Raw genomic sequence first — 18,314 nt, 5'->3', positions numbered from 1 at the left:
GATGAAACATTTAGGATTAACAATGATGCTGTTCTTTACAGTTACAATGATTAAAGCACAAACTGTTTTCATCAAAAGTGCTAAAATAACTTTCGAAAAAAAGATTAATCAAAAGCAGCAATTGGCATCTAACACCTGGATATCAGACGATGCCAGGGATAAAATGAGCAAATACAGGATTTCCAATTGGGATTATAGTTTTAACGACAGTAGCTCCATTTATAAAATTAAACCGAAGGAAACCTTAAACGACAATAATTTCTTCTTTATTGCCGGTGAGAATACGAATGAACTGTATACAGACTTTAGCAAAAAAACAAGGGTAATCAGAAAACCAATAAGGGGTGAAGATTTTATTTTAAAAGACACTATCCCCCATCTCCATTGGAAAATTATGAATGATGTGCGCCAAATTGCAGGTTACGAATGCCGTAAAGCAACAGCCGTAATAAACGATTCTGTTACTGTAGTGGCCTTTTATACCGATGAGATTTTATTAAAAGGTGGCCCGGAGGGATTTACCGGTTTACCGGGAATGATATTGGGTTTGGCTATACCACGCTACAACACTACCTGGTTTGCAACCAAGGTTGAAGCGAAGAATGTTCCGATCTTAACCATCACGCCACCGGCAAAGGGAAAGAGAACCGATACGGAAAAAGATTTCAAGAAAATGCTCGACCTTTATACGCGTTACGATGATAAAAAGAATCCCAGAAAGATAGAAGATATTAAAAAAGAACTTTACACGCTGATACTTTAAACCAACATTTCTCCTTAAAATATTCAATATCAGAGATATAATACAATTAAAAAATATTCTGGCAAGTATCTAAACGAGCGATAATTTTTTGTACCTTTGTATCCCGTACAAAAACAATTAAACAGGTCTAAAAAGCTTGGTTAATTTCACAAATTATCAATCATGACAAAGTATATTTTTGTTACGGGCGGTGTAACTTCCTCTTTAGGTAAGGGCATCATTTCCGCATCTTTAGCTAAACTTTTACAGGCACGTGGCTACCGTGTAACCATTCAAAAATTCGATCCGTACATTAATATCGATCCAGGAACTTTAAACCCATACGAGCATGGCGAATGTTTTGTAACTGAAGATGGTGCTGAAACCGACTTGGATCTTGGTCATTATGAGCGTTTCCTTAACGTTCCAACTTCGCAGGCAAATAACATTACTACCGGCCGTATCTACCAAAACGTAATTAACAAAGAACGTAAAGGTGAATATTTAGGTAAAACGGTACAGGTTGTTCCACATATTACCGATGAGATTAAACGCAACATGCGTATTTTAGGTGATAGTGGTGAATACGATATTGTGATTACCGAACTTGGTGGAACAGTTGGTGATATTGAATCTTTACCATTTATCGAAGCTGTTCGTCAGTTTAAATGGGAAGAAGGTAGCACCAATGCTATTGTAATCCATTTAACCCTGGTTCCTTATTTAGCCGCTGCAGGTGAATTAAAAACCAAACCAACACAACACTCTGTTAAAGCTTTATTGGAATACGGAATACAACCAGATATTTTGGTTTGCCGTACCGAACACCACCTAAGCGCCGACTTAAGAAAAAAAATTGCATTATTTTGTAACGTTAACATCAATGCGGTAGTCGAATCGATGGATGCATCTACTATTTATGATGTGCCATTGTTGATGTTAAAAGAACAATTGGATAAAACTGTTTTATCGAAATTAAAACTGCCTACCAAAAACGATCCGGATATGGAAAGCTGGAAAGATTTCTTAGGCCGTTTAAAAAATCCTACGGCAGAAGTAAGAATTGGCTTGATTGGTAAATATGTAGAGTTGCCAGATGCTTATAAATCAATTATCGAATCTTTTGTACACGCAGGTTCGAAAAATGAATGTAAGGTTAAGGTAGAATATATCCACTCTGAAGGTATTTTCCCTGATAACGTAAAAGAGAAACTAGGCCATTTACAAGGTGTTTTAGTTGCACCAGGTTTTGGTAGCCGTGGTATTGAAGGTAAAATTGATGCCATAAAATACGTTCGCGAGAACAATGTTCCCTTCTTCGGAATCTGCCTGGGTATGCAATGTGCTGTTATCGAATTCGGACGTAACGTTTTAGGTTTAAAAGATGCACATACTACAGAAATTGAAGAAAATTCGGCAAATCCGGTAATCAATATGATGGAAGAGCAGAAAAAAATAACCAATAAAGGTGGAACAATGCGTTTGGGCTCTTATCCTTGCGATATTAAAAAAGGAACAAAAGCCTTTTCTATTTATGGTAAATCGCATATTAATGAACGCCACCGTCACCGTTACGAATTTAACAACGCATATTTAAAGCAATACGAAGAAGCAGGAATGATTGCTTCGGGTATGAATCCACAAACCAATTTAGTTGAAATTGTGGAGCTTAAAAATCATCCATTTTTCGTCGGCGGACAGTTTCACCCAGAATTAAAATCAACAGTTGCTAATCCTCACCCACTTTTTGTTAAATTTGTCGCCGCTGCAATGGAGTTTGCGAAAAAGAAAACGAATTAAAAGCAGTATAAACATAAATAATGGATAGAAATACCTTCACAGGACTGTTCCTGATCATGATCATTTTGGCAGGATCATTCTACTTTTTGAAGCCAAATGAAGCTGAAGTAAAAAGAGAACAAGTAAGAATCGACTCTACTAAAAGAGCCGATTCGCTAAAAAAGATTGGCGTTAGTCCAAATCAAAAAGACACAACAAAAACTGCTGCCGTTGCTAACCCAGCGGTAGATTCTTTAGCCTTAAAAGGTCCTTTTGGTACCGCTATAACTGGTACAGAAGCTAATACGGTTCTGGAAAACGAGAAGTTATTAATTACTTTAAGTAATAAAGGCGGTAAAATTACATCAGTTGAAGTTAAAGGACAGAAAACCTTTACCGGTAAACCACTTATTTTATTTGACGGTAACGAGAATAAATTTGGCTTAAACCTAAATGCTGCCGGTAAAGTAATTAATACCAACGATTTATATTTTACACCAACAAAAACCGGGAATACGGTTACCATGCGTGCCAATTATGGTGCTAACGCATATGTAGAATATGTATACGATTTAAAAGCACTAAGTAACAAAGTAGCTTTCAACATCAATTTAGTTGGGTTACAGCAAGTAATTGCCGGTAATACCATTGGCTTAAACTGGCAAACTACTTTATTACAGCAAGAAAAATCGATCGAAAGCGAACACCGTTACTCTGCACCATACTATAAATATTTGGATGGTGATGTAAACCACTTAAGTGTTTCGAAAGATGAGAAAGAAGATTTATCGAAAGGTAAAATTCAATGGTTCTCTTTCAAACAACACTTTTTCTCAGCTTCTTTAATCTCAAAACAAGCTTTCGAAAAAGGAAGTTTAGAAGTTAAAATCCCAACAGCTCCTGGCCAGGTGAAGTTTTATGATGCCAATATGCAATTACCATATGCGCATACAGCGAACCAGGTTTATGAAATGGAATTTTATTTCGGAACCAACAAATTCTCTACCCTAAAAGCACAGGGTTATGATTTAGAGCAGCAGATTGATATGGGCTACTGGCCATTAAAATACATTAACCGTTTTATTGTATTGCCTGTATTTAATTTCTTAAACAGCTTTGGCTGGAACTACGGTTTAATTATTCTGGTATTAACCATTTTACTAAAAGTTGCTTTATCGCCGCTTACCTACAAGTCATACCTATCAATGGCTAAAATGCGTGTGTTAAAACCGGAAATGGACGAAATTAAAGCTAAAGTAGGTGAAGATAATCCAACCTTGGTTCAACAGGAATATTTAAAATTATATAAGAAAGCAGGTGTAAACCCACTGGGTGGATGTTTGCCAATGGTATTACAGTTGCCTTTGGTAATGGCTTTCTTCTTTTTCTTCCCTAACTTGTTCGAGTTACGTGGCCATAGTTTCCTTTGGATGAAAGATTTGTCTACTTATGATGAGTTTATCAAATTTGGCGTAAAAATTCCATTCATTGGCGACCACTTAAGTTTAATGTGTGTATTGATGACCATCTCTACCTTGATTATGACTTATTTCAACAACCAGGTTTCTGGAGCAACTGGTCAGATGAAATACATCGGTTATATTATGCCGATCATTTTCTTAGGGGTATTAAATAGCTATCCTGCCGGATTAAACTATTATTATTTCTTAGCCAACTTAATGACTTTCGGACAGCAGTTCTTAATCCGTAAAATGGTTGATGATGAGAAAATACATGCGCTAATCCAGCAAAACAAAGCCAGACCAGCTGATGAGAAAAAGAAAAAATCTAAATTCCAGCAGCGTTTAGATGATTATATGCGTCAACAACAACAAGCTAAAAAATAATTTAGCCTAATGATCTAAAAACCCTCGATTGCTTAAAGCGACCGAGGGTTTTTAGTTTTGACAGAAATTAACTGAAATGACTGCTTATTTGTGATCTGTGAGGGCACAGACCACGGAGATGGATTAAGGACTCGACTTCACAAGAAAATTGCTTAATCAGCATTATCTTAATGAATATTTGATCAAGTACAAAAACCATTTAGCAAATAATAAAAACACCTTTTAATTGTAATATTTGGCATACAAGTTTCCTAATAAGCTAAAAAAATCCAATTTTAGAAGATTAAATCTCAACCAACAAATTAATCAATTTAAAAATGCAAAAAAGACTAACTATTATTCTGTTTTTCATTGTCAGCTTTGCTTATGCACAAAAGAAACCTTTGGATCATTCGGTATATGATACTTGGGAATCAATAGGAACAAAGCAATTATCAAATAATGGTCAATGGGCCATGTACAGCATCTTACAGCAAGAAGGAGATGCACAATTGTACCTTATCAATATTAAAACAAATGCGAAGATTAATATCCCAAGAGGGATGAACTCGCAGTTTAGTAACGATTCTAAGTTTGCAGCTTTTAATATCCGTCCATTAAATAAAGATTTACGTCAGGCTAAAATTAAAAAGAAAAAGCCAGATGAATTGCCAAAGGATTCATTGGGCATTGCCAACCTTACTACCAGTGCCGTTACAAAAGTGGCAAGGGTAAAATCTTTCAAATTTCCTGAAGAAGGTGCTGGTGTAATGGCCTATCTAACTGAAAAGCCAGATACAGCCAAGAAAACAGTAAAACCGGCTGAGAAAAAGGATGGTGAAATGGATTTTGCGGATGATGAACCTGCCGGAAAAGGTAAAACTGAAGAAGGAACCGATTTAGTGGTAAAAAACCTTTTAACAGGCACAGATAAAACCTATAAATTCGTTACCGATTATTATTTCAGTAAAGATGGCAAACAGTTGGTTTTTGCTTGTAGCGGGTCTAAAAAAGATAAAACAGCTCCACAAGGCGTATTCTTGCTAAACACTGAAAAAGGCACACTAAAAACCCTTATAAAAGGCAAAGGAAGTTTTAAAAACTTCACTTTTGATGAGGAAAGTGAACATGTGGCTTTTGTGGGGGAGCAAAGTCCGGAGAAACAAGAAATAAAAGATTACAATATTTATTACAACTCTTTAACGCTTGATACGGCGCAGATACTGGTTGATTTTGATATGCCAGGGCTACCTGCAAAATGGTCAGTTAACGGCGATGGTAAAATAACTTTTAGTAAAGATGGTAAAAAATTATTTTTTGGCATCTCTCCTATTAAAAAACCAAAAGATACCACTATTGTAGATTTTGAAGTGGCTAAAGTTGATGTTTGGAATTACAAAGACGATTACTTGCAACCTATGCAGCTTAAAAATGCTGATAGAGACAGTAAGAAAAGTTATTTATCGGTTATTGACGTTTATAGCAGTGATCCAAAAGTAATTCCACTAACAGATTTAAAACTACCTGATGCAAACATCATAGCCGAAGGTGATGCAGAGCAGGTTTTGGCTTCTACTGATTATGGTCGTAGGATAGAATCGCAATGGAGCGGTTCTACCACAAAAGATTACTATTTGGTTAATACAAAGACTGGCCAGAAAAAGAAAATTATCGACAACCTGAATGGTTATGCAATGGCTTCTCCGGCAGGGAATTATGTGCTATATTTCGATCGAAAATCAGGCAGTTGGAATACTTACCATATAGCTACAGCAAAGGTTACCGTTTTAACTGCAGGTTTAAGTGAAAAATTTGTTGACGAGGAGAATGATGTTCCAGACTTACCTTCTGCTTATGGCTTAGCTACCTGGACCGAAGGGGATAAAGCCGTTCTAATTAACGATAGATATGATATCTGGTCGTTCTCACCAGATGGGAAATCGGCACCAAAAAATATTACTGCTGGCTTTGGAAGAGCTAACAACATTACTTTCCGTTATGAAAGAGTACAACAGGATAACAGGTTTGAGCGCAATGCGGACAGCAAATTTGTAAAAGCGAATGAAACAGTTTGGTTAGATGGTTTTAACAATTTAACTAAAGAAAATGGTTTTTATCGCACCAATGTAGGTTCGGCTAAGGCACCTGAGTTAGTCGTAATGGCTAAAGTTAAATACTCCAACCTGGTAAAAGCTAAAGACGCTGATGTTTACATTTACGATAAAGCCAACTATGTAGAATCGCCAAATGTTTATATCACTGCCGATTTTAAAACTGAAACTAAATTAAGCAATACCAACCCTCAGCAAAAAAACTACAATTGGGGTACGGCCGAGCTGATAAAATGGACTACACCAAAAGGTTACAAAGCCGAAGGTATTTTGTACAAGCCAGAAAATTTCGATCCAAATAAGAAGTATCCAATGATTGCTTATTTCTATGAAAAACTAACGGATGGTTTATATACCTATCAAGCGCCAGCTCCTACTCCGTCGCGCTTAAATATTTCTTATTTTGTGAGTAACGGATATTTGGTTTTTGCACCAGATATTAGCTACGAAATAGGTCACCCAGGTAAGTCTGCTGTTGAATTTATAAATTCAGGTGTAGAAAGCCTTAAGAAAAATAGTTGGGTTGATGGTAGCAAAATCGGTATCCAGGGGCAAAGCTGGGGTGGTTATCAAGTAGCATACCTCATTACACAAAATAATATGTATGCTGCCGCTTGGGCCGGCGCACCTGTAGCCAACATGACTTCTGCTTATGGCGGTATCCGTTGGGAAACTGGTATGAACCGTCAGTTCCAGTACGAAAAAACACAGAGCCGTATCGGCGCAACACTTTGGGAAAAACCGGAATTATATATCGAGAACTCACCATTATTTATGTTCCCGAAAGTAAATACTCCTGTTGTGGTGATGGCTAATGACGCAGACGGCGCTGTGCCTTGGTATCAGGGTATTGAAATGTTTACCGCGCTGCGTCGTTTAGGTAAACCCGTTTGGATGCTGAACTATAACGGTGAAGCACATAACCTGGTTCAACGCCAGAACCGTAAGGATATTCAAATCCGCGAACAACAGTTTTTCGATTATTATTTAAAAGGTGCAAAGGCGCCAGTCTGGATGACAAGTGGAGTACCTGCAACTGAAAAAGGAAAAACCTGGGGTTTTGAACTAACAGATGATAAACCTTAGTTAGTCCGAAGTCGGGAGTCCGGAGTCCATAGTTAATAGTGAATAAACTATTGGCCATGGACTTTTCTTTTAGTCAATGGTTTGATAGATTATAGTTGATGGTTTTATAGTTTATAGCATATTGTTTAAAAACCATAGCAAACAAGCATTAAACTATTGACCATAAACTATTATTTAGCTTGCATAAGCTGGCTTTGGACTAAAGACTTCTGACTCCGGACTCCCCTCTATGAACTTTCGACTAAAAAAGGTATTTTAACCCATTCAAAATAAAACTAAACAACCCTAATGGCATTAAGCAGAATATGGTCAGCATTTATTATCGTAGCTATTGTAGTAGCCAGTATTAAATGTTTCTTTTTCGGACATAGCGATATTTTTAACTGGATGGTAATCGGGAAATCATCCGATCCATTGAACCCTTTAAAATTGGATGGTATTATTGAAACCTGCTGGATTGCGGTTGACCTATGTATTAAATTAATCGGGACACTGGCTTTATTTATGGGCTTAATGAGCATCGCCGAAAAAGCGGGCGGTATCCGTTTATTGTCCAGAATTATTGGCCCTTTTTTTTCAAAACTCTTTCCTGAAATCCCTAAAGGACACCCATCTATGGGCCATATGATCATGAATTTCTCGGCCAATTTATTAGGTTTAGATAATGCAGCCACTCCTTTTGGTATAAAAGCCATGGAAAGTTTGCAGGAGCTTAATCCAAATAAGGATGTTGCCAGCAATTCGCAGATTATGTTTTTATGCTTGCATGCTGCAGGATTATGTTTAATTCCCGTTAGTGTAATCGCCATCAGATCAACTCAAAATGCGCAAGACCCTACCGATATTTTCATTCCTTGTTTAATTGTAACCTTTGTGGGTACCATGGCCGCCATGTTTATTGTATCCTTTAAACAAAAGATAAACTTACTTCAACCTGTTATTATTACCTGGGTACTCAGCATTTCGGCTGTAGTGGGTTTATTGGTTTGGTATGTAAGCAAATTAAATGCAGACAGTATAAAATCGTTTTCTGGATTATTAAGCGGCGGGATAATTTTGCTGATCTTTTTATTGATTGTATTGGGTGCACTGTATAAAAAAATAGATGTTTTTGATGCGTTTATTGACGGAGCCAAAGGCGGATTTGAAACTGCACTGAAAATTATTCCTTATCTGGTTGGGATTTTAGTTGCCGTAAGCATGCTGAGAACCAGCGGAACTTTTGATGTTGTAATGAGCGGAATTAAAAACGTGTTTGTTTTTTTTGGAGCCGACACCAAATTTGTTGATGCATTACCCACAGCTTTAATCAGGCCTTTAAGCGGTGGTGCTGCACGCGGAATGATGGTAAGTACCATGATTTCCAGCGGACCAGATTCATTTGCCAGTAAATTATCGGGTGTTTTTCAGGGTGCTTCCGATACCACTTTTTATGTAGTAGCGGTTTACTTTGGTTCTGTTGGAATAAAAAATACACGTTATGCTATTGGTTCGATGTTATTGGCTGATTTAGTTGGGGTTTGTACAGCCATAGCACTTAGTTATATGTTTTTTGCGTAAAGTGGTTCATTAGTCACTAGTGTATTAGCCTTTCTATCGTCATTGCGAGACCGATTCTTCATCGGGCGAAGCAATCTATTTTGATACCAGTTGAACAGATAAAAAAACCCTGTCAGAAATTAATCTGACAGGGTTTTCTCAGTAAATAACCTAATAATTAATAACCAGGGTTCTGTTGCGCCTTTATTCCTGGATTCGCATTTATTTCTGTTTGTGGAATCGGAAGAAGTGTTTTATTAAAGGTTCTGTCAATTGTTTTTGGGCGGGTACTAATCGTTAACCCACCAAATTCATCATTGTACGTAATTGATTTATTGGTCCGTATCAAATCAAAGAAACGATGGCCTTCACCATATAACTCTTTGCTTTTTTCATCTAAAATCATATCAAGAGTAACTGTAGCTGGTGTAGCCAGTACTGAAGAAGGATTTCTTTGACGTATTGCATTTAAATAATTAGCTGCCTTTGTTGTGTTTGCAGAAAGGGCGGCCTCTGCTGCAATTAAATAAACTTCAGATAAACGGATTAGTTTAATGTTAACCGCTGTATTATTCGCTGTGCTTTTATCGCCGGCTAAGGTTGTGCTACCACTATATTTATACAAGGCACCTAATCTTGTAGCCGAACTTTCATCCCTGCCCATTATTCCGCGACGTATATCACTGGATCCTTGATTTAGACGTGTTAAAAAGTCGGTACTGGAATAGAAAAAACCTAACGCTGCTGTAGTACCCACACCTTTGTTTCGTTGGTAAACACCTAATGAAGCCGCTCCAAGATCGTTCTCCAGTGGATTAACACCCAATTCAAAGATAGATTCCGATCCATACTGACTTTTCCATGAATCAACCCAATTCGCATTAGTATACAAAGTATATAAAGCAGAGGCTCCGATAACTTCTTCTGCGGCTAAAAGTGAATTCTGCATATCGTTTATATACAAGTATACTCTAGCTTGGATTGCTTTATTAGCATAATAGTTAATGTAACCATTAGTTTTTGTTTTTGGCAGCAAAGGTGCAGCATCATTTAAATCCTTAATAATCTGACTATATACCTGTTCGACTGTTGAACGCAAAGGTTGTGCCTCATAGCCCTGTCTGGTTAATATTAAAGGGACTCCAAAAGCTTGTTTGTTATCCGTATAAGCTTTTCCATACAACCTAACTAAATCAAAATACATTAATGCCCTAGCGGTTAAAGCCTGCCCTTTGTACGAACCGAAACCAGTTGCTCCTAAAGCCTCTTGCTTCGCTATTTCTTCCAATAGGTAATTGGTTTGTAATACGCAAAAGTAAATTTGCGACCAATAGCCAGAAAAACTATTAGTATTGGCGTTTTGATTATAATTATATAAAGCATCTAAACCACGACCTTGGGAATAAACAGTCATATCCCCTCCTTTAACATCGCCGTACAGAAAAAAATTTCTTCCATAATAAGAGGCATCTGTCATCTGATTCATTATACCATTAATTACTATCTGTGCGTCTCTTGGTGTTTTAATGGCCTTATTCGAATCTGCCGAATTACTCGGCGTCATATCTAAAAACTTTTTACATGATAGTATGCTTAACATGAAGATACAGATCAGTAGTATATTTATTCTTTTCATATTTTGAATCTCCTATATTAAAAACTAACTTCTAAACCAAAAGTGTAGGTCTTTCCGAATGGGGTTTCCCAACCTCTGGTACCGTAATTTCCTACCTCAGGATCTGCTTCTTTGTATTTGGAAAATGTAAGCAGGTTTGAGCCATTAAAATATGCTCTGATATTTGAAGCGCCAAGTTTAGATGTTATCTTTTCTGGAAAGCGATAAGCAAATAAGACGTTTTTCAAGCGTAAAAAACTGGCGCTATGTAACTGACGCGAACTGTATTGCATGGCATCAGTAAGATCATTACCATCAAGTTTTGGTTGCGTACCTGAAGTATTTTGAGGGGTCCACATATTATCATAATAGCTTTGTGCCCTAATCCTCTCCCAATAGTAGCCGTCATCTGCAACATCTTTATAAGCTCCATCATAAATTTGTCCACCCAATTTATAGATAAAATTTAAGCCTAAGCTAAATCCTTTATATTCTACATCAGTATTAATTCCACCAAAAACATCAGGATTACCGTCACCAATCACTACCCTATTCGCATCATTATAATTATAAGTCGCTGGTCTGCCATTAAAATCAAAACTGCCCGTAGCAGGGGTATTACCATTTAAGTACCAAACATTTTTACCATTTGCGGGATTTACACCAGCCCACTCAAAACCATAAAAACTAAGCATTGATAAACCTTCACTATAAAGAAACTGTGCCCTTGCATCTCCACCTGTAGGGTCGTTCCATATAATATCATTTCCACGTGCTGTTCCTTCGGGCTTATACAATTTGGTTACTTTTGATCTTGTAAAGGATCCATTAATGCCTAAATCCCATTTAAATCCATTCTTATTCATCAAATTAGCGTTCAGATCGAATTCAATACCCCTGTTATTAATTTCTCCGATATTTCTCAGCGTTGAACTAAAACCTGTGGTCATTGATACAGGAACACCCAATAACAGGTTTTTGGTATCTCTGTTAAAAAACTCAATTGTACCCCTAATTCTTTTAAATAGACCAAACTCTAAAGCTATGTTTGTGGAATAACTATTTTCCCAGGTTAACAAAGGATTAGAAAGCGAAGCATACAATGCAGCAGGCTGGCCTAAGTATTTATTAGAAAATGATGTCAGCTCACGCCAGTCGTAGTTGTTTGAAGGCAAAGTACCGTTGGTGCCGTATGATCCCCTTAATCTTAAGTTATCAAGAAATGATACCTCTTTTAAAAAATCTTCACTATTTATTTTCCATGAGGCACCAACCGACCAAAATGTGCCCCATCTATTAATATCACCCAACCTTGATGATCCATCTCTTCGCAAAGAGGTAGTAATAAAGTATTTTTGATTAAAATTATATTCCAAGCGCGAAAGGCCGGAAACAATGGAATTACCCCAATTATACGCTGAAGATGAGGTAGTACCAGCAGTTGAAACACTTTGTAACTCACTGCTGCCCAAATCAACACCCGTAGCCCTTTGAAAATCGATCACATTTTTTTCAGCTTCAAAACCAGCCAATAAACTGATAGAATGTAATCCAAATTGTTTACTGTAGTTCACTGTGCTAGAAGAAACCATTTTATTGTAGTTGGTTGTAATTTCATTTACACTTCCATTATTGGTTAGGCCATTAAAATGAAGCGCACTATAATAAATATGGTCACCAACCTGAGAATTATCATAAGAGAATACAGACTTCAAAATTAACTCTGGTAATATATTCACCTGAATATAAGGATTGGCTACAAATCTTTTTGTAACTGATTTATTATCCCATTGATTATCATAATAGATATTATTCTGTGCTAAACTTCCATATCTGGCAGTAAATGGCAGACCCGTTTTATAATCAGTTGGCCAGTAAAGTGGCCACAGCAAGTTTCTCGTTTGGAAGTAGCTGTTAGCACCTGTATTTCTGGTATCATTATAACCACTCTGCGCAGATCTGGTAATACTTACATTAGAACCAATTTCTACGTATCTGCCTACTTTCTGACTTAAGTTAATCCTTCCAGAATAGCGATCAAAATCGTTTACTTTAATCCGGCTTTGGTCTCTAGTGTACGAAAAAGAAGAATAATATTTTGTTTTTTCATCGCCACCACTTACTGCCAGATCATTAGTTTGGTATTTCGCCATTCTAAATAGCGCATCATCCCAATCAAAATACTTCCCTTCTCGATTTTCTATCCCGTCTGTCATGCCCAGAATATTTACATTAGCATTTAAGCCTGTTCCATCAGTAGTAAAGCGATAACCATGTTTGTTAAACTTGTTATTTAGTTGAGATAAAGCATAGGTATTTCCCGCGGTTTCACTCTGTCCTGCTGAAGTACGTACATCATGAAAAATACGGTACAACATATTTACCTGATCCTGTACATTAGCGGTTTCATAATTATCCGTAGCCCAGGTTGGCGTTAGGCCCAGAGATGTTCTGAACTCAATTTTAGGTTTACCCAATTTTCCACGTTTTGTATTGATTAACACGACTCCATTAGCCGCACGCGAACCATATAAGGAAGATGCAGCGGCATCTTTCAATATGGTAATACTCTCAATATCAGCCGGATTAATCGTATTCATAATATTATTGGTGGCCTGGGTATAATCACTTCCCTGTCCAATATTTCCTGAAACAACCGGAACACCATCTACAACATATAGTGGATCGTTAGATGCATTTATAGAACCAATGCCCCTTATACGTATGCTAGGTGTTGATCCAGCCTGTCCAGAAGATGCGGTAACCTGCACACCAGCTGCCCTGCCAGTTAAAGCATTTTGAAAAGAAGTAGAGGGGGCATCTTTTATTTTATCTTGATCAATTACAGCTGCAGAACCTGTATAGCTACCACGTTTGGCAGTACCATAAGCTACAACCATTACCTCATCAAGCTTATTTTCATCATTGGATAAAATAATATCCACCTGCGTACGTCCACCAACAAGCACTTCTCTTGTAACAAAGCCTATTGATTTAAATACCAGCGTAGCATTATTTGATGGAATGACAATACTGTAAGTGCCATCCCCACTTGTTGAGGCCCCAGTTGTACTGCCCTTAATCAGTACACTTACGCCCGGAATACCAACGTTGTTTCCGTCGGTTACTTTGCCTTTTACTGTCGTTTGGGCATACGAAACCACGTAACAAGTTAAAATCCCTAATAGTATTAGTATTTTTTTGTTCATAATGAAAGATTTAGGTTAACCGATTTGTTAAGTTGTTGTTAAAATACACAATTTAACGCACCAAAACCCATTATGAACTTCGTTTTAGAGGTGTTGTTAAACAAAAAAAGAGAAAATACTGCACAAAACAGCAAAATCCTGCAACTTAGTAACAGAATTTATGCTGCAACATTTTTATTACTTAATATTAGTAAGAGGTTTGGGGTACAGATATCCTGTTAATGATTTCATCAATAGCATCAGGATCAATTGCTACGTTTTTGGAAGCGCACCATTTTTCTGTTTTGTTATCTAACCAGATACAGAAAGAGTGGTAACCGTCTAAAACAACGGCATAAGTTTCGTGAAAATCATCTTGAATACGCATGCAAAATCCCTTAAAAATTTTGCCTCTCACGATGAACTGCAGGGTGGAATAATTTTCTAACATGGCTCATTATATTTTAGGTTAATTTACAACAAATTATAAATGAGAATGTTTCGTTAATTTAAAGGAATTAACAATTAATTCTTAAGCTAGCGGAAAAGGCTTAACCTATGTTTAACATGTTTGAGTAGCCTTTAGCTATTAAACGATTTTTTGAAGGTAAAAATATCTCACATTGCAGATTTAATATCGTTCGCCCTCTTTTTACAATTGCTGTTTCTGCAATAACTTCGTCGCCTTCGCTTGCTGTGGCAAAATAATCGATATAATTATTTACAGTGGTATACCGTTCATTTAATCCCATCGTAAAAACAGTTGCACCAATTAAATCATCAATAATACCAGCCGTTACGCCGCCATGTAAAATCTGATAAGGGTTGGTCATTTCTTTACGGATAGTATACTGGCAAACCAATATACCGTACTCTGCTTTGATTAAAACCGGGGCCAGCCAATTCATAAAGTTAGAAGGCGAAGCGGTAATTACCTTGCCCATTGATTGCCTTAAAAAAGTTAAACGCTGTTCGCTTAAAGAGGGTTCCATTAATGTAAATGTATGATGATGGAAGTAAAAGTAGGAAAAATGAGGAACAGTCTATAGAATGGAAGGTTAATAAGCTGAAATGATCATTATTTGGGTTAACACTAAAATATTTTTCACATTTGGAGCGCAAGGCTTGTACTAAGCATAAAGTTTCGTCCCGTTTTCCGCTTATACGCTTCGCTTCCTCGTACCTCGTTGCTGCAGGGTAACGCTGCAACCGCGGCTAATTGGCTTAGGCAATATTTCATTGTGGGGTTTGCGGGGTGCACAAACTCTTGTTTCTAAACCCGATCGAGCGGAATAGCCCGGAGCGCAGCGAGGACTATAAGCGATAGCGGGACCAGCGCCCTCCACGAACCACAAAACGCTCATTTCCAAATCACCTGAATACAATTATTATTTGGGTTAACACTAAAATATTTTTCACATTTGGAGCGCAAGGCTTGTACTAAACATAAAGTTTCGTCCCGTTTTCCGCTTATACGCTTCGCTTCCTCGTACCTCGTTGCTGCAGGGTAACGCTGCAACCGCGGCTAATTGGCTTAGGCAATATTTCATTGTGGGGTTTGCAGGGTGCACAAACTCTTGTTTCTAAACCCGATCAAGCGGAATAGCCCGGAGCGCAGCGAGGACTATAAGCGATAGCGGGGCTGTAATTGCCAAGAACCACAAACCGCTCATTGCCCAATACCTGAATTCAACTAAAAGATTGCTTTGTCATTCCTCCTCGAAATGATGAAAAAAGAAAGGCTATAACAACCAATAATTTTCTGCTCTTAAATCGGGATTATAACTTTAAAACTTAAATTCCTGCCCATGTTGTAAATGCCTGATCGGCCATTAGGTACGCCGCTATAGTATTCGAAATACTTTAACCTGTTTAAATTTGACTGATAGGCAATATTGAAGATATTATCGGCCTGGAGAAAAATATCACATAAAGTTTTCCCTTTTTTAGTTTTCAGTGCCGATCCTACCCCTCCATTAATTAAGGTATAACCCGGTGTAAAAGTTTCGGTATTATCCAGCGCGTAAAATTTATCCTGATCAGCAAAAAAAGCAGCATCTATTTTAATGTACGGCTTATCAAAAATGCCGAATGGTTTTTGTGCAGTTGCCTTAACCTCTGTTCTCACCTGTAGTGGAGGAATGAAAGGTAGATATTTAGCCTCTCGGCCATGTTTATTCAATAACTCCTGATTCTGGTTTATCCCAACCACATAAGCCAGACTATTGTTGAAACTTAACCATTTCATAGCTGCAGGATGTAGATTCACCGAAATTTCTGCGCCATACAATCTGGCTTTTGATTGTTGATACTGATAGGTTAAGTTACCAGGAACAATAACAACCGGATTTCCGTTGGCATCAGTTAAACGTGATTGGTAAATATAGTTCTGAATGTTGTTATTAAACAGTTCCATACTAATATCAGCATCTTTCAAATAGGCAATAATGCCAATATCTTCCTGAAGGTTAAACTCAGGCTTAAAGGCTCTGTTACCCAAGTATACAATATGTGCGCCAGGATCTAATCCGTTAGAACCGATTTCTGTAATATTTGGGGCTCTATATCCTCTCGCAATATTGGCTTTAATTAATAACTTTTCAGAAATATTGTAAGTTAAGCCCAAACTTCCTGACAAGCCATAGTAGTTTTTATCAAAAGATGGGAACTGCAGTTTTCCAGTGGCATCGGCTGGACTCACTTGTTTGCCGAAACCTGTTTGTGCATCGGTACCTACATAAAAATCACTCCAGTGTATATTTCTTCTGTCTATCCTAATGCCTCCGGAAACATCTACTTTACCCATCGATTTCTTCGCGAAGTAAAAAGCTCCAACATCAAAGAGATCATAATCGGGAATGGGAAAATCGGTAGCAGCTTTGCTCCTGTTTCCCTGATACATACCATTAAGTCCGACGGTACTTTCTACACCGGCAAAATCGGGCAGGTTGTATTTAAGATCATAATTAAAAGTGTTCAACACTACATAAAGCCCTGCCTGACTTGGCAATGTTGGGTGATTATATTCTCTCCTTACACTTTGTTGTCCACCAATTAATAAATTTAAATCACTTGTTCCAAATTTAAACTGACTGGTATTGTAAAACCTATAATGTTGAATGTGTTGATGTAAGGGGTTAATGGAGTAGGTATTCAAATCACTTTCAGGTACAATTGGTCTGTTCTTAATATCGTCTCCGTCATCCAGCACCTGTCTGGTAAATCGCCTTGACAAAGAATCTCTGCTACCATCGGGAATTTCCATTAAATTATCGTAATAGGTAATGGCAGTTTTAGAAAAGCCCCAGGCTTTATCTACCCTGGCGCTGGCAGATAAATTGTATTCTCTAAAAGCTGTTCCGTAAACCAGTCCATCAATTTTGTTTTGGTAATTATGTGCTGTTTTCCCGGTTGCCCTAAATGTGTATTTCCAATCATCTTTAATGTAGGCCAATCCGAGGGACGAACCGATCATCCCATTATTACTTTGGTAATTAGCAGTAAAATCGCCTTTAAACTTTCCATCTTCAAAATCCGGTGTATAAGGAATCATATTAATTACCCCGGCTAATGCATCAGAACCATAGGTTAAACTGGCTGGCCCTTTTACAACTTCGGCCCTGGTAATAGCATATTCATCCACCTCAATTCCATGTTCATCGCCCCATTGTTGCCCCTCTTGCCTTAAACCATCATATAAAGTTAATACTCGGTTATAACCTAAGCCTCTTATAAAAGGTTTAGAAACATTCGGGCCGGTAGTAACGGCTGTAATTCCTGGTACTCCTTTAACAATAGCCTCTATTAAATTGGTATTTACGTTTTGGTCCATTGTTTTTTTAGAAAGTACGGCAATAGGCACAGGGCTTTTACGTAATTGTGTTGCCCGGTTTACGCCAGTAATCACCACATCATTTAAGTCTGAGGCTAAACCTAATAAATCGGCATTAACCAGGGCAGTATCTCCCTTTAGTATTACCCTAATTCGTTTTGGCTGATAACCGACACCTGAAAAAACGAGATCGCAATTTCCAGAAGGGACTCCACTTAATTGATACATACCTGAACTGCTGGATTTTGTTGATCTGTTAGTTCCTAAAATTTTAATGGTAATATTTTCTACAGGTTGATTTTGAGAAGTTACCAATCCCTTAATCATAACCTTTTGGGCGATGGTATTTAACGATATGCAAAAACAGAAACAATATAGCAGCAGGAATTTCATGAATATAAAAATGATTTATCTAAATTTAATTTTAGACAAATCTAAATTTAAATTTAAATATATCAAATTAAATATTTAGATAATATTTAACACACTTAAAATCAAATCATTTAAATAAAATAGAAAAACACTTAGTGATAGGTGAAAGGCATTTTTTTTCGAACCCAAATAATAGCTTGAAGGTATTCTATCATCCAATTTAT

10 protein-coding genes are annotated in these 18,314 nt (G+C 37.3%); 5 read left to right on the top strand and 5 right to left on the bottom strand.

The window, feature by feature from the left end:
* Position 1 precedes the first annotated feature (1 nt).
* From FHT21_RS07345 to FHT21_RS07325, 5 genes are all read left to right on the top strand, one after another.
* On the top strand, positions 2-763 hold the full coding sequence (locus tag FHT21_RS07345) for a GLPGLI family protein (protein WP_167294061.1): 762 nt from the start codon (positions 2-4) through the stop codon (positions 761-763).
* A 162-nt stretch (positions 764-925) separates the two neighbouring features.
* Positions 926-2,542 carry a CTP synthase gene (locus FHT21_RS07340; RefSeq protein ID WP_167294060.1) on the top strand — a complete coding sequence of 539 codons (1,617 nt, stop codon included), beginning with the start codon at positions 926-928 and terminating at the stop codon, positions 2,540-2,542.
* A gap of 20 nt (positions 2,543-2,562) precedes the next feature.
* A complete protein-coding gene (gene yidC, locus FHT21_RS07335) occupies positions 2,563-4,368 on the top strand; it encodes a membrane protein insertase YidC (RefSeq protein ID WP_167294059.1) in 1,806 nt (601 codons plus the stop codon).
* Positions 4,369-4,685: 317 nt separating this feature from the next.
* Complete coding sequence (locus FHT21_RS07330) at positions 4,686-7,544, top strand: prolyl oligopeptidase family serine peptidase (RefSeq protein ID WP_167294058.1); 2,859 nt, start codon at positions 4,686-4,688, stop codon at positions 7,542-7,544.
* A 288-nt stretch (positions 7,545-7,832) separates the two neighbouring features.
* Positions 7,833-9,104 (top strand): nucleoside recognition domain-containing protein, encoded by a 1,272-nt coding sequence (locus tag FHT21_RS07325; protein WP_167294057.1) that lies wholly within the window; start codon positions 7,833-7,835, stop codon positions 9,102-9,104.
* 157 nt (positions 9,105-9,261) lie between these two features.
* Here FHT21_RS07325 and FHT21_RS07320 read toward each other — a convergent pair whose 3' ends face one another.
* The 5 genes from FHT21_RS07320 to FHT21_RS07300 all read right to left on the bottom strand — a co-directional run bounded on the left by FHT21_RS07320 (position 9,262) and on the right by FHT21_RS07300 (position 18,045).
* Positions 9,262-10,719, bottom strand: a complete 1,458-nt coding sequence (locus FHT21_RS07320) for a RagB/SusD family nutrient uptake outer membrane protein (RefSeq protein WP_167294056.1) — start codon at positions 10,717-10,719, stop codon at positions 9,262-9,264.
* 17 nt (positions 10,720-10,736) lie between these two features.
* Positions 10,737-13,907: a TonB-dependent receptor gene (locus FHT21_RS07315; RefSeq protein WP_167294055.1), complete on the bottom strand. Its 3,171-nt coding sequence runs from the start codon at positions 13,905-13,907 to the stop codon at positions 10,737-10,739.
* 187 nt (positions 13,908-14,094) lie between these two features.
* Entirely contained in the window at positions 14,095-14,274 is a 180-nt protein-coding gene (locus FHT21_RS07310; protein ID WP_167294054.1) for a hypothetical protein, read from the bottom strand.
* A gap of 163 nt (positions 14,275-14,437) precedes the next feature.
* Positions 14,438-14,878 carry a PaaI family thioesterase gene (locus tag FHT21_RS07305; RefSeq protein WP_167294053.1) on the bottom strand — a complete coding sequence of 147 codons (441 nt, stop codon included), beginning with the start codon at positions 14,876-14,878 and terminating at the stop codon, positions 14,438-14,440.
* A gap of 776 nt (positions 14,879-15,654) precedes the next feature.
* Positions 15,655-18,045 (bottom strand): TonB-dependent receptor, encoded by a 2,391-nt coding sequence (locus tag FHT21_RS07300; RefSeq protein WP_243853895.1) that lies wholly within the window; start codon positions 18,043-18,045, stop codon positions 15,655-15,657.
* Positions 18,046-18,314: the final 269 nt, after the last annotated feature.

The sequence above is a fragment of the Pedobacter sp. SG908 genome (genome assembly GCF_011759615.1).
GTDB classification, from domain to species: domain Bacteria; phylum Bacteroidota; class Bacteroidia; order Sphingobacteriales; family Sphingobacteriaceae; genus Pedobacter; species Pedobacter riviphilus.
Note: the sequence above shows the minus strand (reverse complement) of the source record. Positions and strands in the feature narration are given on the sequence as shown.

What these genes read in the sequence shown, in the direction of transcription:
- FHT21_RS07345 (WP_167294061.1), top strand. Translation starts at nt 2, where the DNA reads ATGAAACATTTAGGATTAACAATGATGCTGTTCTTTACAGTTACAATG.
- FHT21_RS07340 (WP_167294060.1), top strand. Translation starts at nt 926, where the DNA reads ATGACAAAGTATATTTTTGTTACGGGCGGTGTAACTTCCTCTTTAGGT.
- yidC (WP_167294059.1), top strand. Translation starts at nt 2,563, where the DNA reads ATGGATAGAAATACCTTCACAGGACTGTTCCTGATCATGATCATTTTG.
- FHT21_RS07330 (WP_167294058.1), top strand. Translation starts at nt 4,686, where the DNA reads ATGCAAAAAAGACTAACTATTATTCTGTTTTTCATTGTCAGCTTTGCT.
- FHT21_RS07325 (WP_167294057.1), top strand. Translation starts at nt 7,833, where the DNA reads ATGGCATTAAGCAGAATATGGTCAGCATTTATTATCGTAGCTATTGTA.
- FHT21_RS07320 (WP_167294056.1), bottom strand. Translation starts at nt 10,719, where the DNA reads ATGAAAAGAATAAATATACTACTGATCTGTATCTTCATGTTAAGCATA.
- FHT21_RS07315 (WP_167294055.1), bottom strand. Translation starts at nt 13,907, where the DNA reads ATGAACAAAAAAATACTAATACTATTAGGGATTTTAACTTGTTACGTG.
- FHT21_RS07310 (WP_167294054.1), bottom strand. Translation starts at nt 14,274, where the DNA reads ATGCGTATTCAAGATGATTTTCACGAAACTTATGCCGTTGTTTTAGAC.
- FHT21_RS07305 (WP_167294053.1), bottom strand. Translation starts at nt 14,878, where the DNA reads ATGGAACCCTCTTTAAGCGAACAGCGTTTAACTTTTTTAAGGCAATCA.
- FHT21_RS07300 (WP_243853895.1), bottom strand. Translation starts at nt 18,045, where the DNA reads ATGATTAAGGGATTGGTAACTTCTCAAAATCAACCTGTAGAAAATATT.